3 protein-coding genes (1 of these 3 only partly in view) are annotated in these 25,757 nt (G+C 57.2%); all 3 read right to left on the bottom strand.

All coding sequences use genetic code 11. The features are described from left to right. Positions 1-50: 50 nt before the first annotated feature. Tightly spaced (each overlapping or abutting the next), the 3 genes in view from ACO6TI_RS15220 to ACO6TI_RS15210 form a layout consistent with a single transcriptional unit that may run on beyond the window. Positions 51-20,588 (bottom strand): amino acid adenylation domain-containing protein, encoded by a 20,538-nt coding sequence (locus ACO6TI_RS15220; RefSeq protein ID WP_422385230.1) that lies wholly within the window; start codon positions 20,586-20,588, stop codon positions 51-53. Beyond that, a complete protein-coding gene (locus tag ACO6TI_RS15215) occupies positions 20,585-21,919 on the bottom strand; it encodes a flavin-containing monooxygenase (RefSeq protein WP_422385229.1) in 1,335 nt (444 codons plus the stop codon). The genes ACO6TI_RS15220 and ACO6TI_RS15215 overlap by 4 nt, the downstream gene beginning before the upstream one ends. Further along, positions 21,916-25,757, bottom strand: partial view of an SDR family NAD(P)-dependent oxidoreductase gene (locus ACO6TI_RS15210; RefSeq protein WP_422385228.1) — the 3' end only. 16,843 nt of this gene lie beyond the right edge of the window; only the last 3,842 of its 20,685 coding nucleotides appear in the window; its start codon lies off the right edge, out of view — the gene reads right to left on this strand; its stop codon occupies positions 21,916-21,918. The genes ACO6TI_RS15215 and ACO6TI_RS15210 overlap by 4 nt, the downstream gene beginning before the upstream one ends.

The raw sequence follows: 25,757 nt of genomic DNA, 5'->3' as shown, positions 1-25,757 counted from the left end.
TGTCGAGCCTGTACGCAGATAAAACAAGGCAATCGGAACAGGGTGGTCCATCAGGGTTTCTGCTGCGTGCCAAGCCGGCCTGAAAGCCATTCCTTCAACTCAGGTCTGTGGATGACCGAGAAGTGGTTGGCATCAACGCGATGCAACTGAACCTTTGCGCTCGTCAGTGCAGACCAGCCGTCCAGGTAATCGCCGTCGGCTCCCTCTGTCGCCCGAACCAGATGGATCGATACATCCGTCCGCTCGGGGACGTATTCGAGAGCTGCCTTGTAGTTCGCCGAATAGACGGCAAACAACCGGTGCAGATCCTCCGCCGTGCCTCCCGGGAACATCAATTCAAACTGAGGGAACCCGAGTGCCTGTTCGACAACATCCTGATCCGGCTCAATCTCCACATCCGCTGCGAACAAATCTCTCAGAAACACTCTTTCACACGCTTTTTCAAAACCGGCTTCCTCAAGCCCTTCAGTCTGTTCGAAAGCCCGCAAATCATCGGGCGCATAACTGTCGACCAGCCCCAGAAAGCTGACTTCCTGCCCGTTTTCGGAAAGCTGCCGCGCCGTTTCGAAAGCGACGATACCGCCAAACGACCAGCCGCACAGGCGGTATGGCCCATCAGGTTGCACCTTGCGAATTTCCTCGCAACAACCTGATGCCAGTGCCTCTACGCTTTGCGGCTTGCAATCCTCGCCGGGCCTCAGTCCATTGGCACGCAGTCCATAAAGGGGCGTATCCATGGTCCAGGCATCCACCAGTGGCTGATAAAAGCCCAAGGTTCCGGCCGCTGCATGCAAAAGGAAAAGCGGTTTTTCTTGCTTTGCATTGTCGCTCAGGGCGGCATTTTTCAGTTTTACAAGCAAAGTCCCTTGTCCTGAGGGCACCACAATCGGACCCGGATTTTCAATTGCTCCTTCCTCATTCTTGTCCTGAAGCAGCCTGGCCTGGCCCGATATCGTATTGGCCCTTGCCAGATCGGTAACCGACAGCTCCGTTCCAAAAACCTCTTGAATACGGCTCAAGAGCCGAATGGTCAGCAGACTGTTACCGCCTGCCTCTCCGAAATCGTCATCAGCACCAAGCTGGCTCGTGGCAAGGTCTTTGCCGAGCACCTCATTCCAGATTTCAACCAGCCGGCTTTCATGCCAACCGTGCGTGCGCGCCCCTGGTTCGCCCATGTTCCGGCGGCGTGTCTTCTTCAATTCTGCCAATGATTTGCGATCAACCTTGCCGCTCACCGTCTTGGGCAATCCCTCAACAATGACCCACTCGACCGGCACCATGTAGGCCGGGAGCATTTCAGTAACATTCTTTTTCAACTCAGCTGATTGAACTCGATCATCAACCGAACCGACATAAGCTGTCAGAACCCTGTCGCCCGCCGAATTGCTTTCCAGGACAACCGCCACTTCGGCAATTCCGTTTGCCGAAATTGCAGCTTCCACTTCTCCAAGCTCGATCCGGTGTCCCCGCACCTTCACCTGATCATCAACACGGCCGTGAAACTCGACAAGCCCTCCACTGTGGGGTCGGAAAGATGCGAGGTCCCCGGTGCTGTACAACCTGATCGTTCTCTTGTTGAGGCTGTACATGCAAAACTTTTCGGCGGTCAGGTCCGGTTGGTTGTGATATCCGTCCGCCAGCCGGTCTCCGCCAATGTGCAATTCTCCAATGATGCCGTCGGGCACCGGATTGCCGTCTTGGTCAAGGATATAGATTTCTGTGCCAGGCAGAGGCCGTCCGATCGGAACGCTTCCCTCAAAACCATCGGCCTTCACGTTATAGACAAGAGCAGTGATCGTCGCCTCGGTTGGCCCATAGGCGTTGATCAGACGCCGGTCGGGCAGATCGCAGGCTTTCCAACGGCTCAGCAGATCAGGTGTAAAGGCTTCGCCGCCAACGACAAGCAGCCTCAATGGCAGTGCCGTCAGGTCCTCATCGTTCATTGTCCAGGATCTCAGGAGTTCACTGAGATAAACAGGAGGCAGGTCCGCCACCGTTACGCCTGCCTTTTTCAGAAATGTCAAAAATGCCCCGGGTGACTGAAGATCCTTGGGGTGCAGTTCCAGACGCCCGCCCACGGTCAGGATCGGCAGTATTTGCTCCAGTGCAGTGTCGACGGAGGTGGAAGCGAACTGCAGCACCACATCTCGTGGAGACAAGCCGTATTCTTCGCCAATGATCTGGCAGTGCGCGGACAATGCCTTGTGTGAAACAATTACACCCTTCGGCCGGCCCGTGGAACCTGAGGTGTAGATGATATAGGCGGGATCGTCCGGCTTGACGTTTCGGACAGACAACCGGGTGAAACGGCTTTTTAGGCTGCTCCGTCGATTCTCAAGATCCAGAACGTGCCTGGGCGGGTTTGGAAGATCTCTCAGCTTCTTGACCCAGTCGCCTTTAGAAACCACTGCCAAGGCACCCGCGTCCTTCAAAATGAAGGCAACGCGTTCCTTAGGCAGGTCCGGGTCGATCGGCACCCAAACAGCACCGACGCTCATGGCAGCCATCAACGTTGCAATTCCGTCGCTCTCGCGTCCCAGCAGGACAGCGATGCGGTCGCCGCGTTTGAGCGAGAAACTTTCAAGCGATCTTGCAATCTCGTGGCTTCTGGCAATCAACTTCTTGTAGGACAGGTTAGTGCCATTCCCTGAAATCGCGACGGCGCCAGGTGTCCTTTTGGCCTGATTCAGGATCAATTCATGGATGGGTGTTTCGGCAACCGCCGCCCTGCCCGACCGGTTCCAGTGATGCAGCGCCCTGTCTTCTTCGGCAGCGGTCAGAACCGACATTTTCGAAAGGGAAAGCCCGCTGCCCCCCGCCATAAATTCCAACATCTCCTGATAGTGCTGCAGCATCAGCGCCACTGTGTCGGACCGGAAAAGGTTGCTATCAAAGTTGGCAACCAGGCGAACATTGCCGCCAGTCTTTTGAATTTCTATTCCGAACACCGAACCGCCCGTCTGCCGTATCTCGGGCATCAACTCAACTTCGCCGCGGGCAAATACAGAGTGTTCGCGCAAATGATCGCCGAACCCCTGGTAGGCGAAGGTCACCTCATAGGGTGGTTCACCGGTCTCGGTACCGCCAGTCTCACGGGCGACTTCAGCAAATGGATACTCGCTCTTGGCAAGTCCGGCTGCGAGTTCCCTGTCGACAAAGTCTGCGAATTCAGCGTCCGTTTGACCAGGATCGATGGCCAACCGCAGGGCGACGATGTTGGCACAGTAACCGACTGTTTCCGCAAATCGCCGCATTGGGCGGCGAAGGGCCGGGATACCGATCACAAGGTCCTGTTGGCCGGTGTATTTGTAAAGAATTGACGCGAATGCGGACAGATAGACAGAACTCGCGCTAACACGCCGCTCTCTGGCGCGTTGGTCCAGTCTGCCGGCGAGATCGTCAGACAACCTCACCACCAGGCTCTCGCTGGCACCGGTTTCTTGATGTCTGACTTTGTCGGCAATGGGCCATTGCAACCGTGGTAGCGGCCCCTTGAGCATGTCCAGCCAATATGATTTCTGTTCCTGGCCTTTTTGCGAGCGAATGAAACCGGCCTCCCACTCGGCAAAGTCGGCATAATCGGCTGACAAATCGCTTTTTGCCTCAGGCGCTGATTCACCGTAAGCGAAATGGGCATAGGCACTCCAAAAGTCCCGCGCCAAAATCTCAGATGTGAGCCCATCGGTTATTATGTGGTGCGCCGTGATCAGAAAAATACTGTCCTGACGGTCCAGCTTTCCGCCTGCCGCATGCTCAACGCGGAAAACACCTTTGTCGAGGTCAAACGGAATGGCAGCTCGCTGTTTCAGACAAGCCTCTGTTTCGATCTCTTTCGAAAGCGTGATCGGCTGGACCTCGATGCTGCCTGACATTGCGGTCAGGGCTGCTGTCTCGCCGTCAAGAACAACCCTGGTTGCCAGGATTGGATAGCGCAAGACCAGCCAATCGACCGCCTGCTGCAGGGCCTGCCTGTCCGCCGAGGTGCATTTGAAGGCCATTGGAACATTGTAGTCTGAGCTTCCGGGATATAGTGACTGGTAAACCCAGAGCCCCTTTTGCGCCTCACCCAGAGGTACATAATACGGTCCTGCCCTGCCTGGCAGGTGATCGATCGAGGGTGTGTTTGCTTCACCAGGTGGAAATGTCTCGACAATTGCGGCCAACTGAGACGGTGTCTGCTCCCAGTCCAAATCATCATTTTGAAGAACCACACCAAGTTCTTTCTCCAGCGCGTAACCAAGCCGCAAGCGGGCCATTGAATCCACGCCAAGAGCTGCAAAACTCGCATCACTTTCAATATCGGCGGCAGCCACCCCCAGCTCGCGTGCCAGAGTGCTGCAGATGACCTGTAAAGCTCGCGGCCGTTTGCCTGCAGTTGTTTTTTGCGCTGTCCTGGAAGGAGGGGACGCGTTGATTGTCCCTGTATCGGGTTCCTGCACCTCGGACTTCAGCCAGTGACGTTCACGCGCGAACGGATAACCTGGCAGGACCAGCATGGGTCCGGATCTTGAAACAGCGACAGCGTCGTCGGAGGCGGGTTCTCCATGTAGCTGTGACGGCAACGGGCTTTCGAGTTTTTCGATAAGTTCCTCGATGTTTGACGCTGAATAAGTGATGCCAGCGTCAAGGGCTTCCCGGCCAAAGGACAGTGTCCGTGAAAGAGCCTCTAGCGAGAGACTGTTTGCAGAACGAAGGTAGCCGGCGAGTTCTTTCCGAACCTCCTCCAGTTGGCCTCTGGTGCGGGCAAATACCGGGAAAGGACGGCGGATGCGGGGCTCTGGAACCGGATGATGCTGAACAGTGGCCGGAGCCTCTTCCAGTATTACATGAACGTTCGAACCGCCGGCACCAAAGGAGCTGATTGCAGCTCTGAGAGGCGTTTCCCGGGTGGTTTCCCAGACTTGTCCCTTTAACTGCGGCTTGAACGGCAATCCGTCAAAAACGCCCTCAACTCCTCCTTTGACGAATGACGGAAACAACTCGCGGTGCTGAAACTGCAGCAGCACCTTTGTCAACTGGGCCAAACCCGAAGCGGCTTCTGCATGGCCCATGTTGGTCTTCACAGACCCGAGGGCAACGGCATTTTCGTGCCCCGGACGTCCGGCGAAAACTTTGGATAGAGCCCTCAGCTCAATCCTGTCGCCCATGTTGGACCCGGTTGCCGCAACTTCGATGTAGTCAATCGTATCCGGATCAATACCGGCGCTCTCGTAGGCCCCCTGAAGCAGTTTGACTTGTGCGTCGGCATTTGGGACGGCGTATCCGGCGGAATGGCCGGAATGATTTGCAAAACCTCCCTTGATCACACCCAGCACCTGGTCCTGGTCTGCCAAGGCACGATCCAGCGGTTTCAGCAGCACGGCTCCCACACCTTCGGCAGGTAGATATCCATCTCCTGCACCAAGGGACCGCTTCTGCGGATCAGAGCTAACCAGTCCGGCACGGCTCAAGGCCTCGAATTTCAAAGGGTGAATGGTGAGATTGACACCACCGGCAAGCGCCAACTGGCATTCGCCGGCGTTGAGGCTTTGGCAGGCCTGATGGACGGCCTGAAGACCTGACGAGCACATGCTGTCCAGCGCGATACTCGGCCCCTGGAGGTCAAAAAAGAAAGAGACCCTATTTGCGATCGCCGAATACGAGTTCAAAGCCAGCAGGGCCTTGGCATCTTCCTCGACGGCCAGGCCCGGATACTGGTTGTACATGGCTCCGACAAAAACGCCGACGCGCTTGTCATAGTGTTCGGCCAGATGCGGCCGGGTATGGCCAGCGCGCTCAAAAAGATGCCAGGCTGTTTCCAGAAACAGCCGTTCCTGCGGATCCGCAAGATCCGCCGCGCGGGGTGAATAACCGAAGAAATCGGCATCGAAACAGTCGACACCTTCCAGGAAGGCTCCCCATTTGCAATAGCTGGTGCCCGGTTCTCCTTTGGACGAAGAATATCGTTTCAAAAGATGTGCGCGGTCCTCCGGGATCTCTGTCACACAATCACGGCCTTCGCGCAAAAGGTCTGCGAAACCCTCAATCGTCTCCGCACCCGGGAAACGCCCGGCGACCGCGATGATCGCGATCTCCCGATCCCTGGGTGAACCATCCCGTTCAGAAGCGCTTTCTCTCAACGGCGGTGCCAACAGCTCAGCGCTGTCCGACGTTCCGTCAAATGCGGTTCCCCTTCGCCCGAGAAGTTCGTCTGCCACACGGCCGATGGTTTGAAACTCAAACAGAATGGTCTGCGACAGCGGGCCAAAATCACGCTCCATCGCCTCAACGATCTCCAGCGCGGACACGGAGTCCACACCGAACCGGTCGATTGTGCTCTCCTCGTCCAACCGATCTTCCGGGATACCGAGACACTTGGAAAAAGCTGTCTTGATCGCAGCAACAATTGCCATGCGTCGGGAAGCTCCCGCTTCGTTTGCGGAAGTTCCGGTCATTGTTGCTTTTGAGATGGTGCTTTCCGGTTTCTCGGAGGATGACCCGTCTCCGGGTCTCATCATCTCGCGCAAGCGGGCATGATCGCCTTCAAGAACCAGGACCTGTTCCCGTTCAACAGACGCCACGATCACATCGAGCGCCGCTATTGCCGGTCCCGTTTCCAATGGCCGGACTCCGGCGCTGCGATCCATGAGCCGGATTGTATTGGCGTCCATCTGCATACCGCCATCGCGCCAGTAAGGCCAATCTATGGAAACTGACCGACCCCGGCGCAAGCCCGCCTCCGCTTGTACATTGCGCCAGGCTGCAAAGCGATCAAGGAACGCGTTGGCCGTGCCATAATCGGTCTGGCCGGGATTTCCAAGAGCGCCGGTCGCTGAGGCCAGCAACACAAAAAACTCGATTGGCATGGAACCGATAGCTTCGTCGAGCACTGTTGCTCCGGCAACCTTTGGAGCAAGAACGCTTTTGAATGTGGTCTCTGTCTTCCGACTCAGCAAGCCGTCCTTCGTAACCCCCGCTCCGTGGAAGACACCGGTCAGATCACCATCGGATTTCCGAATTTCGTCCAGCAGAGCCGAAACCGCTGCCTTGTCAGTGATATCGACCGGACGGTAACGGACTGTCGCTCCCGTCATTTCCAGATCGCGCACCTGCTGTTCGATCACCTGGTCAGGGGCGGAGCGCCCCGTCAGCCACAGGATCGGATCTTTGGTCCCATCTGCAATTGCGCGGGCAATGTGAAGACCCACACCTCCTGCGCCACCGGTCAGCAGATACACGCCCCGGTCTTTCCATGGTCTGGTCTCATCAGTTTTTTCAGGCTGAATTTCATTCCAGGAGCGGACGAAACGCAAACCTGACAAATACCGAATTTCACACTGTGTTCCGGCGGTATGCGCATCAGCTTCCAAGCAGTTCGCAAAATTGCCCGCAGACGTATCTGTGCCGACAAGTTGACAGGACCATTCCTTGTTTTCCAGAGCGGCGGAGCGCAGTAAACCGGACAAGCCTTCCAACAAACTGCCATGCCTGTCCGTCGGCACCACGACTTGAAGAGTGGCTTTTAGCGGCCCTCCCGACAGTGTCTTTAAAAACGTGAATAGCTGCAGCGCGTAGGATTCAAATACCGCATGCGGCTCAGTCTCCTCGGTTACAAGGCTAAGAACCGTGACACCACGCCGCTCCAACTCATCAGCCAACAACGGGTGGGAAGTTCTCACCCCGCACAGCACACAGTAGCGGTTTTGAACGGAGGCATTCCTTCCGGAGGGATGCGGGGTCTCTGCCCAAACCGGTTCAAATAACAACGGTAGCATTTCCCGGTGTTTCGATGGTCCGGACGGGGTCAAGGTTTGAGGCGCCGTATCGGGCAGCCAGCAATAGTCTTCCGCAAACGGGTAGGTCGGAAGACTGATTGGTAACGGGTCCCGGTCCACCCTCAACGCAGCCCAATCGACATCACCAAAACGCACCCACCGGTCAGCTGTTTCGGAATACCGATTTGGGGGAACACCTTCGCACGTTTGGCGCTTTGCGCCGTTGTGAAAAATTCCCTCGATCGCAGGAGCGTCCGCCAGATAGCAATCCAGCTTGTTCACCAGATCAGCCCTATCATCGGCGACAATCGCCAGACGCTGCTCAAAAGTTTCCCGCCCCTCCTGCAGCGTATAGGCCACAGACGGCATGTCATTGTCTTCGAGCTGTTTCAGGTGGTTTCGAAATCTGGAGAGAAGGACGGACAGACGTTCCGCGTCCCGGGCAGAAAACGGATAGACCGCAGGACCAATTGGCGAAACGGGCTGCGTTTCCTTCTCATACTCCGCTACCACGAAATGGGCGTTCGAACCTCCGGCCCCAAAGGAGGAAAGACTGGCGATCCTGGCCTTGCCAGTTCCTTCATTCCAGTCTGTTTCCCAGGCTGCAAGCTTTTGCTGGACTTGAAAGGGCGAGGCATCAAAATCAATATGAGGATTGAGACGGTCCGAGTGCAAAGAGGGCACGATCTGCTTGTGTTCAAACTGCAGCAGCACTTTGGTTAGACCTGCAATTCCCGCCGCGCTTTCCGCATGTCCGATATTGGATTTCACGGAGCCGATAGCACATCGGCGGGAGCGGTCCGAAACCCCGCCAAAAACGCGGGTCAGAGCTTCTATTTCTATCGGATCGCCGAGACTGGTGCCAGTGCCGTGGGCCTCGACGAAGCTGACTTCTTGCGCGGTTATGCCGGCATTCGACAGCGCCTTTTGAATGACGGCCGACTGGGCGGACAGATTGGGCACGGTATAGCCGTTGGTCTTGCCGCCATGGTTGAGCGCTGACCCTAAGATAACACCGTAGATCCGATCACCATCGGCTTCCGCCCGGCTCAGCGGTTTGAGCAAGACAGCTCCAACGCCTTCTGCGGGGACATAGCCGTCACCGCCCTCACCGAAGCTTTCGCATCGACCTTCGCTGGACAGAAAACGTCCCTGTGCCAGTGCGAGGTATTTGTTGGGATGGGTTGTCAGATTGACCCCGCCCGCAAGAGCCACGGAGCATCCGCCAGACCGCAAGCTTTCGCAGGCCAGATGGATAGCCGTCAGGGACGACGAGCACATGGTGTCGAGCGCAAGGCTTGGCCCGTTGAAATTCAGAAAATAGGAGACACGGTTTGCGATGGAAGCCGGGTTGCCTGACAGTGCAACCGGATGCCCGGCAGCGGCCATGTCGCGGCCATAGAGCTGATACTCCTCCCACATGACCCCGACAAAAACGCCGGCATCGGCGCCTGTCAGACCGTTTGCATGGCCGGTGAGAGACGCCCGCGTATAGCCCGCATCCTCAAGTGTTTCCCAGGCACATTGAAGAAACAGCCGCTCCTGGGGATCCATAAATTGCGCTTCGCGCGGAGCGATGTTGAAAAACATCGGATCGAAACGATCATGTCCCTCGATAAAACCGCCCCACCTGCTTGTGGTTTTCCCTGGTTTTCGCTCGGGGTCATAGTGGTCGGAGTGATCCCACCGGTTTTCGGGAATCTCGGTGATACAATCACGCCCCGCCGCAAGGTTTTGCCAGAACTCCTGTGGTGTTCGGGCACCCGGATACCGACCGCAGAGCCCAATTATCGCGATCGCGTCGTTGGAGCGCGCACCCTTCGGCGCCACGTTCTGGAGCGCAGGCGTCGAAGCGACCAAATCCCGCTGGTTCCCCTCTCCGCCAAACATCTCCGCAAGCCGTTGCCCGTGATGTTCACGAAAGTATCCGATCAACTCTTCCAGAGACTGGTGCTCAAAGAACAATGTTTTGGGCAGTTTCCCGAAATCGCGCTCAAGAAGGTCCGTCAGGCGCATAATCAGCACCGAGTCGATGCCGTAATCCTCAAGAGGTGCTGACAATGAGATCAGCGAGATTTCAACTTCTGTTTCCCGTGCGATCAATTCGGCAAAATACTGCCCGGCAGCAATCCCTGCCGGTGCGCCAGACCCGGTCGCTTGAGCAACAGCAGATGGCCGTTCCGTGACTGGAGCATTCAGCTCCTTCAGCGAAAAACCCTCAAGTCGGACACAGATTTTGCCCGTCTCGCCGAGCAGATCAATGTTCAGTTTTCGAATGCCGCTTGCTGCCGGCAAAACTGACAGATGCGCCCACATGTCCGGAACCGTCGGGCCGTAAACCGTCAATCTATCGATCGCGAAGGGCAGAGCGAGCCCCGCGTCACCATCACTGGCAAAGGCAACAAGAACAGCCTGAAAAGCGGCATCGAGGATGCTGGGGTGCAGCAGGAAATCACCTTCCTGATCCGCGATCACACGCGGCACACGCAACCGGACAAGGACGCCGTTGCCTCCCGTACTCAACTCCGTAATCGCGCGGAGCGAGGGGCCATAATCGATACCAAGAGCCGAGTAACAGGCATAAAGCCAATCCGGGTCATGCGCTGTCCGGCAAATCTCGTGAAGACTGTTCAGGTCAACTGATGAAGGCTGGATGGCAGCCGGCAGAGCGGAGACCTTACCCGTGACATATGGGACCGGCTCTCCGGTTTCCGGCACAAGCTTGAATGGCACTGACGCGGTTTCCTGATCTCCAAACAGGACCTTGAGCGCTTTCTGACCCGCGTTGAGTTCAACCGGCCGACGCCACGTCACGTCCGTCAGAGCGAACGGTATTTGGGCAATACCCGGTGCTGCCAGCGCGGCCTGACATGCAATCTCGAGACTCATCGCTCCAGGCAAGATGCGGTTGCCTCGCACGACATGATCCTTGAGGTAAAACGCATCTGCCTCGACAATATTGGCGGCAGATGCATCGGCATTCCCGGTCTGGCCATCACCGTCCGCGCTGTCCGTCTCGATCCGGAGTATGTCCCGGGCGAAGGAATAAGTCGGCAATCTCAACCGTCGGTGTGAACCGGGATTGACGATCTTCCAGTTTATTTCTCCACCATCTATCCAATGCCGGGCAATTTCGTCCGGGTGGGCACCAGGCCTAAGCAAAACGCCTTGAGGCGGGCTCCAGTTATCAGGACCGGCGAACACTGTTTCCGCTGCCTCACCCCGCAGATACCGCAACAGGTCCGTCCGGAGATCATCCAAATGCCTGCAGACAATTGCCAGACGCACTGCCATATCAGCCCGGCCGACCTGCAAGGTGTAGGCGAGATCCGCAAGGCAATCATCAGGGACTTGCCCGGTATCAAGGTGCCTCAACAGAGCTTGCGCACTTTCGTTCAACCGGGTTTTATCTCTTGCCGACAGCACAATGATTTGCGACGAGACATTTTCTGGATGAAGAGGATGCCGATTTTCCGCAGGACGGTACTCCTCCAGAATCGCATGGGCATTGACGCCGCCAAAGCCAAAACTGCTGACGCCTGCACGCAGCGGCTGTTCGATACCGCTCTCGTCGGGAAGTGGCGTCCATTCTTCCCGTGCTCGAACGACACGGAACGGAGTGCCATCGAGATCGATGTAGGGATTGATTTCCTTGCAGTTCAGGCTAGGAGCCAGCGTCCTGTGCTCCATCTGCTTGAGCACCTTGATCACGCCGGCAACCCCGGCCGCAAGCTCAAGATGGCCGATGTTCGTCTTGACCGACCCCAACCCACAGAGGCCGGTATTCCGCATTTCCGTTTGTCCCGATGGTGACCGGAATGCGGATTTCAGAGCGTTGACTTCTACCGGGTCACCAAGCGCGGTTCCGGTTCCATGTGCTTCGACATAGCCAACAGTTCGCGGATCCACCCCAGCGTTTTCATAGGCGGCCTTCAGAAGGTCAGCCTGAGCACTCGTGTTCGGCGCTGTCAGAGAATTGGCATGGCCGCCATGATTGATCGCTGTTCCCCGGATAATGGCCAAGATCGGATCACGATCGCGTTCAGCATCCGACAAGCGGCGGACAAACAGCATGCCGACGCCTTCGCCGCGGACATAGCCATCTGCGTCCGCAGAAAACGTCTTGCAACGGCCGTTCTCGGACAACATACCAGCCCGGGCAAAGTTGATATGAGCTTCCGGTGTGAGGATGGTATTCACCCCGCCGACAAGCGCCATATCACAATCACCAGCCTTGATTGCCTGAACCGCGCGGTGCAGTGCGACGAGCGAACTGGAACACGCTGTCTCGACGGGTTCACTCGGCCCGTGCAAATCCAGAAAATAACTGATCCGGTTGGGACCGACGGACGGCACAGAGCCGGTCGCGACGTATCCCTCGCCTCCCGCGTGGCTACCGATCTGACCTCGGTAGCCACTGGACGAAGTGCCGACAAAAACCCCGACTTTCTTCCCGGCTAGGCCGCGCGGCGAATGGCCTGCATCCTCAATCGCCTTCCAGGCATGCGTCATCATCAGACGCTGCTGTGGATCCATCAATTTGGCTTCGCGTGGCGAAATACCGAAAAAGAGCGGATCGAACTCGTAAACACCATCGATGAAACCGCCCCAATGAATATTGGTTTTTCCCGGCTCTTCTCTCGGATTCCCATCGACTGCCTGCCACGACCAGCGATCGGCTGGAATTCTCGATATGCAGTCGCGTCCGGCAACAAGATTGGACCAGAATGCATCACCATCCTCAGCCATCGGGAAGCAGCAGCTTTGGCCAACGACCACGATCGGGTCATCACCGGCCTGAAGGGATGAAACTTGCGCCGCCTTGGATGCGTCGTCACCGGACTTCTTTGCCTTGCCGGGTACTGATGCAACAGCCCCTTCTTGCTGACCTGGCCGCGACATACCAAGCTGCTCATCGGTGAGGCCGTCACAGATATGATCGGCCAATCTGGCAAGGGTTGCGAATTCGAAGAAGTCCGCCGGATTGAGTTCAAGGCCGAGATCAGCGTTAATTTGCGTTGCAAAACCAGTCATGCTGACGGAATCGAAACCAAAGTCGCCAAGCTCCGTATCGACATCCAGCGATGACGGTTCCACCTCCAACGTTCTTGCGGCAATATTTGTGACGATTTCAAGCGTCTGCTTCTGACGGCCGGCCTCTTGTGCGGGTTCGCCGAACGCGGTGTCAGCACCTTCTCTGGTACCAGCGGAAGCCGGACTACGCGTCACAAAACCTTCGAAAATGACTTTGATATTGCCCAGATCATCGCAGAGGCTGATATCGAAAGAAGCATCTCGTTTCCGAACAACGGCCCACATCTCCGGGTGTGTCGGACCGTAGACTTTCGTGCTCCGGACGGAATAGGGCAGCGCAAGCTCATTGCTGCCTGAAGCATCTGCTTGCAGCGCAAGAACGGTTTGCAGAGCCCCGTCAAGCATGGAAGGATGCAAGGCAAAGCCGGTATCCGCTTCCCTGGGCAGTTCCAGGTGCGCGACTGCCGTGTCTTCACCACGCCAAATCCGGTTGAGCCCGCGGTGTGCGGGACCATAGTTCAGACCAAGGTCTTCAAACTGCCGGTACAGTTCAGCAACATCAACCGGCTCCGCCGCGATGCTTCGTGCTGCAGGCAGGTCCAGAGCCGGACTGGAAACGGACAGCAGCTTGCGAAGAACTCCTTCAGCATGCCGCTGCACCCCGTCGGCGGATTTCGCCGATATGACATAACGCGCGTTCTCAACCGCGCCATCCGGCAGCGACACTTCAAGCTCCACCTTGCCCGTGGTCACCGGGACACTTCCGACCCAGGTATGGCCTGTCAGCTCAAAGGCTGTTGCATCTCGTGTTGAGTTTGCCAAACACCGGCTCAAAAGCTCGAGCGAAAAAACACCGGGCAAAATCTTGGACCCATAGACCTGATGATCGCGCAGGTAGCATTCCGAGCCGTCCATGGCATGAGTGAAGGCGGTGTGCGGCAGGGAGGCCTTTTGACGGCCCGGCGTTTCACCAATCCAATAGCGGGTCCTGGAAAAAGGGTACCCCGGCAGTGCCACCCGGGCACCTGGGCGTCCTCTGCGAACAGTAGCCCAATCGACACCAAATCCATCGACCCAAAGCGCCAGGAGATCATCCGCGCGACCCCTCGTGGCAAGCCCGGCCGCCGCCTCCCGCAGCGGGCCGTCGTTTTCCAGAACCGAAGTTCTCTTGCGGCCGGACTTCAGGTTCCCGGCATGAAGCTTTCCGGTATTGCGCCCGTCGACGAAAGCCTGCAACCGCTCCAGAAGGACTGAATGGCTCCCCGCCAGGAAGCCGAGGCGGAAATCCATGGCTTCCCGGGCCTGCTGAAGCGTGATGGCAATATCGGAAAGCTCAGGTATGTTTTTGCCAGAAGACAGGAACTGGATGAACCGTTCTGCGGTTTCCTTCAACTGGGCTTCTGTCCTGGCCGACAGGATGATCAGCTCGGGTTCGTCAACTCTATAGTCTGATGGTGGCGAGATGGCAGGTTGGTATTCTTCAAGAACGACATGCGCATTCGTTCCGCCGAACCCGAAACTGCTGACACCCGCCCGCCGCGGGAGATTTTCGCCCTTGTCCGTGAAACCGGGCTTCCAGATTTCGGCGCGATCTGCCAGATGAAACGGACCCCCATCAAGTTTCAAATACGGGTTGGGATCACCGCAATTCAAAGACTTGACGATTTCGCCGTGACGAAGTTGCAGCAGTACCTTGATCAAACCGGCAATGCCGGCGGCAAGTTCCAGATGGCCGATGTTTGATTTGACGGAACCTATTGCGCAATGTTGGCTTGGGGCAGCCCCGTAGTCAGCTTCGGCCTCTCTGGAAAGGTCGGAAAAAGCTGCCGTCAGGGCTTCTATTTCAATGGGATCTCCAAGCGGCGTTCCCGTGCCATGTGCCTCGACATAGCCGACGGTTCTCGGATCAATTCCTGAGCGTCTATATGCGGTCCGGATGAGATCTGCCTGCGCTTTGGGATTGGGTGCCGTCAGGGAGGCAGCATGGCCACCATGGTTTTCCGCGCTCGCCCGGACAACCGCCAGAATGCGGTCACCATCCCGCTCGGCAGCCGCCAGGGATTTCAGCATTACAAGCCCGATCCCCTCTCCCCTGGCGTATCCGTCTGCCCGGGAGGAAAACGGCTTGCATCGCCCCTCGGGCGACAACATGCCTGCCTTGGCAAATCCGACGAAGGCTTCGGGAAGAAGCAACGTGTTCACACCGCCGGCGATCGCGTGCAGGCAATGACCCGTGCGTATGGCCTCAACGCCCCGGTGCACTGCGATCAGGGCGCTTGAGCACGCGGTTTCAACCGCAATGCTTGGTCCATGAAAATCGTAGAAGTAACTGATCCGGTTCGGTCCGAGAGACGGTGCCAATCCGGTCATGGAATAACCTTCGACCTGAATGCCCGCCTCCGCGACCAGCCGACTGTAGCCTGTGTCTGCAGTCCCGACGAATACACCCGTATCGGAACCAGCGAGAGACGAGGGAGCATATCCTGCATCTTCCATGACCCGCCACGCCTGCATGAGCAGCAGGCGATGTTGTGGATCCATCATCCGCGCTTCCGGTGGTGTGACACCGAAAAAAGCGGCATCGAACTCTCCGATGCCCTCGAGAAAGCCGCCCCACTTGACGTTCCCCTTGCCAGATTCCGTCAGCGGATCCCCCCAATAGTCCCGCCAGTCCCAACGGTCTTGCGGAACCTCCGAGATCGCATCCCTTCCCTCTTTCAGAAGTTGCCAGAAAGCCTCCACATCCGGGGCGCCCGGGAACTGACAACTCATGCCGATGATGGCTACCGCGTCGTCCTGACGGTCCGGGCGCTCATTGATCACCGCGGCAGCGGGGACTGAGGGTGCCAGATACTTCGCGGGCTCTGTCGGATCACCGGGAATTTCGAAGCCCGAATTTCGTGCGTCATCTTCTGACCCCGACGTGCCCATGCCAAGAGCCACTGCGATGCGACTGCGTTTCTCATCACACAGATGCGCTGCAAGTCCCGCCAACGTCGGAAACTCGAAAAACAGTGTTGGCGTCAGCTCGAGGTCGAAGTGTTCGTTCAGGCGATTGGCAAACTGGGTAAACCCGATGGAATCGAAACCGTATTCCGTCAATTCTTCGTCCGGATCGAGATCTTCCGGCTGGACCTTCAACTGCTCGCTGGCAATTTCGGTCAAGCTTTCCAGAAGCCGCCGGTGCAAAATTGCGGGGTCCGCCGATTTCTTGGACAATTCGGTGTCGACAGGTAGAACCGGCGGTTGCTGAATTTCTGTTTCCGGTTTGAAAACCTCTTCGACAAAACGGCGGATGCGATCAGCCTTGCCAGTCGCAAACATGACGCGGGATGCAGTGCCAGCGAGCGCTTCGTAGAGCGCCTTCACCCCATTTTGGGTCTCAAGCGGGGCAAGACCCGTCGTTCGGCGCATAAGATCTTCTTGCACCTTCGACAAAGTCATGCCGCCATAGCGCCAAAGCGGCCAGGCAATCGACACCGTGCGACCCTGGCATTCTCCTCTCAAGCGGCGGCTTTCGCGTTCCTGCGCAAAACCGTCGATAAATCCATTGGCCGCGCCGTAGTCCACTTGCCCGGGATTTCCAACAACTCCTGATATCGAAGAATAGAGCGCAATAAAATCAAGCGGCTCGGTTCCAAGGGCGCGGTCCAGGGCGATTGCTCCGGACACCTTCGGCGCTAGAACAGAGTCCAGCTGTTCTGGTGTTTTTTGAGAAAACACCCCATCGGCGATGACACCGGCCATATGTATGACGCCGTTCAACTGTCCGTATTTGCGGCGTAAGTCTGCCACAGAGCGCATGACCGCGTCTTGATCCGACATATCAACCGTCAGGTGATGAAGGCCGGAGGTCTTTCTGATCCAGTCGGCGAGCGCTGCATCGGGATCGCTCCGGCTCGCCAGCACGACAGTGCAATCGGTGACGTGCGTGAATATCTCCCGGGCAAGACCTTGTCCCAGCGCACCGGTTCCACCGGTGATGAAATAGACACCGCCCGTCCGCCAAGGAACGTCTTCAGGCGTGGGCGATGCCGGCACTTCTTCCCATATTTCTTCGGTAAGCGCACCACTTTGAAGCCTGAGGACAGCACCTGCCGGGGCAGCAGCATTCCTGGTCAGCACAGCCTGGAGGTTCTCAGGAGAAGGCATTTCAGAGACCAAGAGAACCTGACCGCCTATCGAACGGTGTTCGCGGCGAATGCTGCGGAACATGGAAGCCAGCCCTGCCAATGCGGTTTGGTCTTCCGCAGCTTCCAGGATCAACTGGATCAGAACTTCACCGCTGGAAAGCTCTCCCTTTGCAATTTCGAGAATTTGGCGTGCGAGCATGCGATACCGCTCATCCAAACGCGCAGCCGGGTCGTCATCGAGCAAACGCACGTCCCATTCCGGCGATCTGTCAGCCAACATGCCTGATATCTTCGATGACCCGACGATAAGAACGACCCTGCGCAGGCGTTCCTCAACGCCGGTGGTTGTCGGGAGCGGACGCTGCCGTGGCTCAAAACGGAGACATTCATTCTTCTTCGGAACATTGAGAGCCCTGGTCGCAAATCCCTTCAGGGCAACGCGCACGCTGCCGTCACTGGCGACAAGATCGACATCCATCTTCGGGCGAGCAGCTTCCCGACCCCCGATTGTCCGGACACTGACCCACATCTTCGGCTCACAAGGACCGAACGTTTCCGCACTGTCCAGTGAGAAGGGTAAAGCGGTTTCCGGCCCCTCATCATTCCAGCCAACTCCGATCGCCGACTGAAGCGCCCCGTCCACAAGACTTGGATGAAAAACAAAATTACCAAGTGAAACATTCAGGTGTTGAGGCAGTTCGATTTCGGCAAAAACCGATGAGTCTGTCTGGTTCCGTTCGTTTATCGTCAAGCGGTTGATCACACGGTGGCCGGCCCCATAGGCCAGACCAATCCCATCGAAAGCGGCATAGACCTCGTCGTGGGTCAGATATTGACCGCTGGATTGCTTCAAAGCCTCGAGGTTTATGGATCTTTCGACACAAGAACCTGCTTCACTTACGTGCAATTGGGCATGCAGTTGGCGTTCACCAGTATCTGCAAAACTGGAAACTTCGACCCTGAAGCCGCCATTTTCTGCCGCAGCGAAATTGCAAAACAGTTCGGCATGTCCTTCTACCCGAAGCGGTGCCAGCCAGACGATCTGCCGGAGAAGCGGGTTTTTCAGACCGTTTTGAACGGCAGCCGAGCGCACTAGTTCCAAGTATGCAACACCGGGCAGAACCGGTGTGCCGGCGACCTTGTGATCAGCGAGGAACACTTCCTGGCCGGTCAGAACCAGAGCAAACTGCCCCGCCTCCCCCGGCTGTGGCGAGAGCAGGCCATTTGCATGCCGCGGGTTTGCCTCTTCAAGTGGCAACCAATACCGTTTGCGTTGGAACGCATAGGCCGGAAGCGATATGCGGCGCGGTCGCTCTTTCCCATAAAGACGCGCCCATTCGACGTCTCCGCCCTCGACCCAATGCCGGGCAATGATTTCCGCGCTTCTTTCTGAAGGGTTCAAAGGATCGGCTTTGCCGCGCCGCCCGCCCGGAACCCTTCCGGTGATCGCGGCTGTTGCATCGCCGCCAAGATACACTTCCAGTTTCCGCGCAAGGTCCTCGCTGCTTGTTGCAAGGAATACCGCGCGGCGCCGCATTGCGTCCCGGCCGGTCTGCAGGGTGTAGGCAAGCTCACGCAGATCGGCCTGTCTTGCGACCGCACACAATCTTGCGATCCCTGCTTCAAGCGCTGCTTCGGTTTTCGCGGAAAGCGGAACAAAAAGAGGTGTTTCAACCTCGTGCCATGCATTTCCGTCAGGGCGGCGGTACTCCTCAACGACCAGATGGACATTGGCCCCGCCTGCGCCAAACGAGCTGACACCCGCTCGCAAGGGCTGTGTCTTGCCATCAAGATCAAGACGTTTCCAGTCAGAGGCTTCCTGCAGCAGGTAGAACGGGCTGCCATCAAGGTCCAGCAAGGGATTGGGAGTACCGGCGTGGATCGTCTTGAAAAGCGTCCCGCCTTTCATCGCAAGCAGCACCTTGATCAGACCTGCGACACCAGCCGCAGTTTCCGTGTGCCCGATATTCGATTTGACCGACCCAAGTCCAATGGACGCCTGCGCCGGAGGGTCCAGGCCCCAGTTTTCATAAAGTTCCTTGAAGGCAAGTTTCAGCCCCTCGGTTTCAACAGGATCTCCGAGCGGCGTTCCGGTGCCGTGACATTCGATCAGGCCAATTGTGCGTGGATCGACACCGGCCTGTTTGTGCGCCTCGACGATCAAACGGGCCTGCGCTTTCGGATTCGGTGCGGTCAAGGACGTTGCGCTGCCACCATGGTGTTCAGCAGATCCCCGAATGACACCCAGGATCGGATCGCCGTCTCGTTCGGCCAGGTCGAGCCGTTTCAGTAGCACGGCCCCAACACCATCGGACCGGGCATACCCATCCGCGTCCCGGGAAAAGGCTTTGCAGCGGCCGTCCTGCGTGATCATTCCCACCTTGGAAAACATGATGTGCTGCATCGGTGACAACAGCAGGTTCGACCCTCCGGCAATCGCCATTTCGCAGCCTTCAAAGCGAATGCAGCTTACGGCCCGGTGTACCGCGACGAGAGAGCTTGAACAGGCCGTATCCACCACTTCGCTCGGCCCATGGATATCCAACAGGAAGGACAGCCGGTTCGGGCAAAACGCATGACCGAGCCCCGTAAGCTGCTGGGCGTCCATTATTCCCGCGCGATTGACCATGTTGGTGTAGTCGAGCAGGTTGATGCCCAAAAAGAGGCCTATCTTTCGGCCTGCAAGCGACCCTGGAGCATATCCGCCCCTCTCTATCAGGCTCCACACACATTCCATGAACAGCCGGTGTTGCGGGTCCATCAACTCGGCTTCGCGCGGTGAGATGCTGAAAAACCCCGCGTCGAAGTGATCGGCCTGGGGAATGAAGCCACCGAATTTTACATCGGTAAAGGCACCCTTCTTGGGATCCCCGAATACACTCCTCCAGTCCCAGCGTTCTGCCGGCACCTCCTCCATACAGTCATCGCCAGCTGCCAGATGACTTTCGAATGCCTGCAAATCCGGGCTTTGCGGAAACATGCCTTCCATCGACAGAATGGCAATCGGTACAGCGCCCGCTTCTTGCTCTGATGGTTTCACGTGAGGGATGCTTTGCTCCGCATGAGTTGTTGCCGTCCCCCTGGGTTTGGCTTCATGCGGTTTTGCCGGTTTGAACACCGCGCGATATCTGCGCATCCATCGGCTTTCGGCTCCGGTTTCGCCTTCGTGAGTGTCAGCTGTGTCCGCCTGGCCGGCAGGTTCACTGCCGCGCTCGTGCCGTCGATTGGCAGAATTCGCGATCGGAGTGTTTTCCATGATCGATGCGGCGTAGTGTTTCTCGATCGGTGAACCATACCGGTCCATCAGGATCGCGCCGAGGTCATCGAGGTTTTTGGCCTCAAAGAATGTGGTTGGAGCTACGGAAATTGCGAAGTGTTTCGAGATCTGCGCCATGATTTCGGTGATCGCAATGGAATCAACACCGAAATTGGCCAGGTTTTCCTGAGGATCGAGTTTGTTTTCCGGAATGCGCAAGGCTGCGGCTGCGATCTTGCATACATCGGCAGAGAGGAGGTCGGATGCGGCAACCACCTCCCTGGGTATTGCGACAGCATGTGCCAACCGGGTGGCATCCTGTGCAGCCAGGCGCGCATGTGCCCGCTCGACCAACTCCTTGTCCAGAAGCCGAGCCATTCGGGTCCGCGTGTCGCTGGGGCCAGGGCTCATTCTGCAGCCGCCTCCCGAGACCTGTCTGCATCATCACCCAGCATATCGCGGTAGTGGCGCATATGGCCGAGAAGTTTCCAAAGATCGGCCTCCCACTGATGCCGATAGGAATCGATGAAGTAATTCTGTCCGAGATCCGGCGTGTCGGTTTTCTTGGCTTTCAGGAACTGCTCCAAGCCGGGCGTCCTGCCGAACAGGGCGCGGGCATAGTTCAAAACGAACAGACCCTGGGTTTTCAGCCCGTCTCCCAGTCCACCCGCAGCATTTATGAAACCCATGAACAGGATGTTGTCCAGATCGCGCGGCGTGGAATGCATGAATAGATCAGGGATATCTCCCTTCCACTCCAGCAAACCTTTGTCGAGAAAAGGAAAATCGCGGTTGTAGCCAGTTGCGTAAAGCACCAGATCAACGTCTTGCCTGGTTCCGTCCCTGAAGATGGCAGTCTTGCCCTCAAAGCATTCGATATCGCCTTTTGGTGTGATATCACCATGGCCAATGTAGTAGAGCAACAGCGAGTTCATCACCGGATGGGCCGCATCCAGCGGATAATCAGGCTTCGGAAGACCGTAGTCTGTGCCATCGTATCCGGCGAGCTTGAAGACTTCCTCGATGTAAGCAAGCGTTTCTTCTTTGGTCGGAAACTTGTTACCCAGCTCCATCATCCATTGAGGGGTGGGTTTTCCATAGATGAATTTCGGCTGGTAGTAATATCCGCGCCGCGTACTGTGCGCGACGCTTTGCGCCGTTCGCGCGGCGTCAACGGCAATATCACACCCCGAGTTTCCGCCACCGACCACAAGAACCCGTTTTCCGGCAACCTGTCTCGCCGACTTGTAGTCTCTGACATGGAGGATTTCGCCTCGAAAATCGCCAGAGTAAGCAGGATCCGGATATCGAGGGACGCGCTGCAGGCCATTGCAGACAATCACCAGCGGATAAAGTTCATCATGCCCGGCTCGTGTCTGAAGCCGCCAGTTTTCGCCTTCCTGCGTGAGTTTTCTAACCGGAGCATTGAAGTGTGCCCGGTCATAAACACCAAACTCCCTTGCATAGGAGCGGATATAGGCCAGCATCTGCATGTGGTTCGGATAGTGCGGATAGCTTTCCGGCATTGGAAAGTCGGCGACCTGAGTGTTGAACTTCGGCGAAATCAGATGAAGGGACTCATACGTCCGGCCACATTCGGCCTCCGCATTCCAGACACCTCCGAAATCAGCTTCAGCCTCATAAAGATCCACCTCTATGCCGCCTTCAATCAGCTCACGCGCTACCCCGATGCCCGTTGGTCCACCCCCGACAATCGCAACCTTGTTTGGCACAGTGCTCATGAGGGAAGGTTCTCCTCGATCGCAAAGCCCTGGACCTTATCCAATGTCGTCAATTTGACACCAACCAGCCGCAGGCTTTCATTTCCGTCCGTATTGTAGGCCTCCACCGTGACACCATTGGAAGATCCGCTCGCAGCAGACAGTTTCAAGCTGACCTGATCGCTGGCAGGTTTAAAGCCATACATGGCCTGAACACTCATGGGGAACGGCAACGCCTTCGGGCCATCATGTTCAAACGAGGTGTCCGACACTGTGAACGCCAGCAAGCGCCAGACCGCATCCAGAATGAAGGGATCGAAAACCATGCCCGCCGCTTCGGCAGCGTCATTCGACGGGCGCGTGAGCCTCGCCCAGAACACAGCGTCGTCACGGAATACATGATCCACCCGTGCCATCTCAGGTGACGGCGGACCGGAGTGAATAGAACAAACTTCGGCAAAACTTCGGAACGCGTCGGTGATTTCTGTTCCCGGCAGCGGTTGATTGCCAGCCAGGGTCTTCCCGGCGGGCGCTGCCAAAGCCCCGGAAACGCTGGATCCAAGATGGCACGGATGTCCGTCCTCTCCGTCAGCTTCGACCCTGAAAAGCAACCCTTCGGCATCGGACATCACCGAAATATTCAGTTCGCGCGGCTTACCGTTTATGGCAACCGGCGCTCCCCACAACAGGTGCTGCAATCCGTTGACCCGCGTGCCGGTCAACCGCTCCAAAACGCTGCGAGACATTTCAGGCAGCAATAGCCCTGTCATCAGTCTTTGCTCGCCGCTTGTATGCGTCGTCAGGTAGGGCTCGGCGCCGCTCAATCGAATAGTCATCTGGCCGACTTCGCTCGCTATCGCCTGTTCGCCAAACCAGGACGGACCACCCGTCAAAGGCTCGGACACTGCCGGGCTTTCGTGGTTGGCGGCTTCCGGTTTTGGCCAATATGCAGTTTTCCTGAACGGGTAGCCGGGCAAGTTGATCCGCGCAGTTTCGGATTTGGGCCATCTCAAGTCAACGCCGCCGGCCCATAGCGCCAAAGCCTTGTCCATTTGACGCGCATCACCAGACCGGAGCCACTTCTCTCCCAGCGCCCGCACTTCCCCATCCTGTTCAAAGCCCGACGAACCGGTGTTGCCGTTTGACGTGAAGTGCATGCCCTCAAGCGGAACCCCGTTTGCTGCAGCTGCCAGTTTGCGCAGAAGATCCGTCCGGTCGTTGAAGACGAAGGCCAGTCGGTCGCAAAATCCGGACCGGCTCGCCTGCAGGGCCGCGGCAAGACCGTCCAGATCGATGTTCTGCCGCGCGGTGACAAAGCGCTCAACCTCTGCCGCGTAGTCGATCAGACGATCTTTGTCTTTGGCAGACAGCACGAAGGCACGGGGCTTCATCCCTCCAAAATCCTTGGTTCGCGCAACGTGTTCTTCAAGAACCAGATGCGCATTGGTGCCGCTGAAACCGAACGAACTGACGGCGACACGCCGCGGTGCACCAGTCTTGTCTTGCTGCCACTCCTCCAGTGACTTGCTGACTGAAAAAGGTGTGTTGGAAAACGGGATATGGGGATTTGGTGTGTCGATATTGATTGAAGGCGGGATCTGCCTGTGTTCCAGCGCCAGCATAGATTTCAAGGTCCCTGCAACCCCCGCAGAAGCAAGCAAATGACCGATGTTGGATTTTACCGAGCCGATCGGACAACTGTATCCTGCCGGAACATTTTCAAACGCGTCGGTCAATCCTTCCACTTCGATGGGATCGCCCAAGGGCGTGCCCGTGCCGTGGCACTCCAAAAGTCCAATGCTCGCCGGATCGATGTCGAACCTTTCGTAGACCGATTTGATAAGGGCGGTCTGGGCTTTCGGATTTGGCGCCGTAATTCCGTTGGTGCGCCCATCCTGATTGGTCCCCCAGCCGCGAACAATAGCTCTAATCGGATCGCCGTCCCGTTGCGCTTCCTCCAGACGCTTCAGCATGACGACACCCACCCCCTCTCCGGGGACAAAGCCGTTTGCGCGTTCGTCGAAGGAAAAACACCGTCCATCCGCCGACAGCATGCTCACCTTGGCAGTATCTATGAACATTTTCGGACCAATAAGAACGCACGCCCCGCCTGCAATCGCCAGGTCGGAAGTGCCCGACAGCAGACTTTCGCATGCCTGGGCGATGGCGACCAGAGAACTGGAACATGCCGTGTCCACCGAGATCGAAGCTCCGCGCAGATCGAGCAGATAGGAAATCCGTGCGGCCAGGATCGACCCGGAATTTCCGAGAAGACTGTAGGTATTCTCCTCCTCGATCAGGCCCTGGTATCCGCTCGGACCGGACGCCGCATAAACGCCGCACGGGCTGCCGGAAAGTTGTGCCGGATCTATCGCGGCGTCCTCAATCGCGTGCCAAGCCGTCTCCAGGAAAAGCCGTTGCTGCGGGTCCGTAAACACTGCTTCCAATGGCGTGACATTGAAGAACTCGGCGTCGAAACGGTCAATTCCTTCGAGGGAACCCATCCACTTGCAATAGGTTTTTCCCGGAGCCTGAGGATCAGGGTCATAGTACCGGTCGATATCCCATCGTGTGGACGGAACTGCGTCGATACAGTCCCGGCCAGACGCAATATTCTGCCAGAATGTCTCGAGGCTTTCCGCCTTTGGAAACTTGCCGGATGCGCCGATGATGGCGATTGCTCCGCTGCCGGTAACTGGTTCTGTCTTTGCTGCATGCAACGTGGTCGGTGCCGGGCCGGATCTACCCGGTGGCGGCTCAACAGGCTCCTCCGAATGATGCTCTTCGCGTTCCCCGACCGGATTTTCCGCCGCCGGGATCAGCCCGGCAATATGTGAGACGAGCGCACCTGCGGTTGGATGCGCATAAACAGCCGTCGCGGGGAGATTGATTTCATACTGCTCGTTGAGTTTTCGGATCCATGTCACGGCAAGGATCGAGTCCAGCCCGAGATCCAGGAAGGCGGATCGATCGGAAATCTCTCCCGGATCGATCATCAGGTCCTGTGCGAGAGAGATAATGATGTCTGACCGCAGATCTTGATCGACGGCACTTGCTTCCTCCGTGCCTTCGACGGATGCGGCAGCAGCCGGTTGTTGCCCGGCTTCGGCCTCCTCGCGCGGTTCATCTGCGTTACCGGCACCAATCACCTCTGCAAAATGACCCGTCAGAGCCTGAACCGTCGGATATGCATAAACGGCCGTCGCCGGTAAGGCGATGTCGAACTGCCTGTTGAGATTGCGGATCCAGGTAACGGCCAGAATTGAATCCAGTCCAAGTTCCAGGAAAGTGTCCTGTGGCCGGATGTCAGATGCGTCAATCATCAGGTCATTCGCCAATGACATGATCAGATCCGCTTTCAGTGCCGACCGGTCAAGATCAGGCTCTCTTTCAGGTTCCCTCTCTTTGGACCCAAAAGTTTCAGAAGAAAACTTGGCTGCAATCCGCTGTTTGACGTCCTGATTGCCGATGAAAGTCTTCTCGTGCATGGCAAGTTCGCACTCAAGAACCTTTTCCAGCGCAAAGCGGACACCCTCGGCATGCCCTGTTTTCACGGCAATCAGCCGTTCAACCGGTTCCCTGGCCAGCGCATGGGCTTCGTCCAAGGCAAAACCAAGCACATCGCGCGCCGGATGACTTGTTGCACGCTCTGTTCTGTCTGACAGGTCTTTGCCCCGGTACTGCCGCGCCGAAAACAGGATTTCCCGTCCAAGTTCATCACCTAGTCTTTTGGGGAAGATCAGTGTTGCCCCGGCTCCAGGCGTAAAACCCAGCAGCAGATAGTTGCTTTGGTAGATCGCCTCGTCGGCCATGATCGTGCGATCGCAATACATGCCGAGAGACCAGCCGGCTCCGATCG

Source organism: Roseibium album (assembly GCF_965233825.1).
Lineage (GTDB): Bacteria > Pseudomonadota > Alphaproteobacteria > Rhizobiales > Stappiaceae > Roseibium > Roseibium album.
This window is presented reverse-complemented; position numbering and strand designations above follow the sequence as displayed.

Coding starts and splice junctions, on each gene's coding strand:
- ACO6TI_RS15220 (WP_422385230.1), bottom strand. CDS start 20,588: ATGAGCCCTGGCCCCAGCGACACGCGGACCCGAATGGCTCGGCTTCTG.
- ACO6TI_RS15215 (WP_422385229.1), bottom strand. CDS start 21,919: ATGAGCACTGTGCCAAACAAGGTTGCGATTGTCGGGGGTGGACCAACG.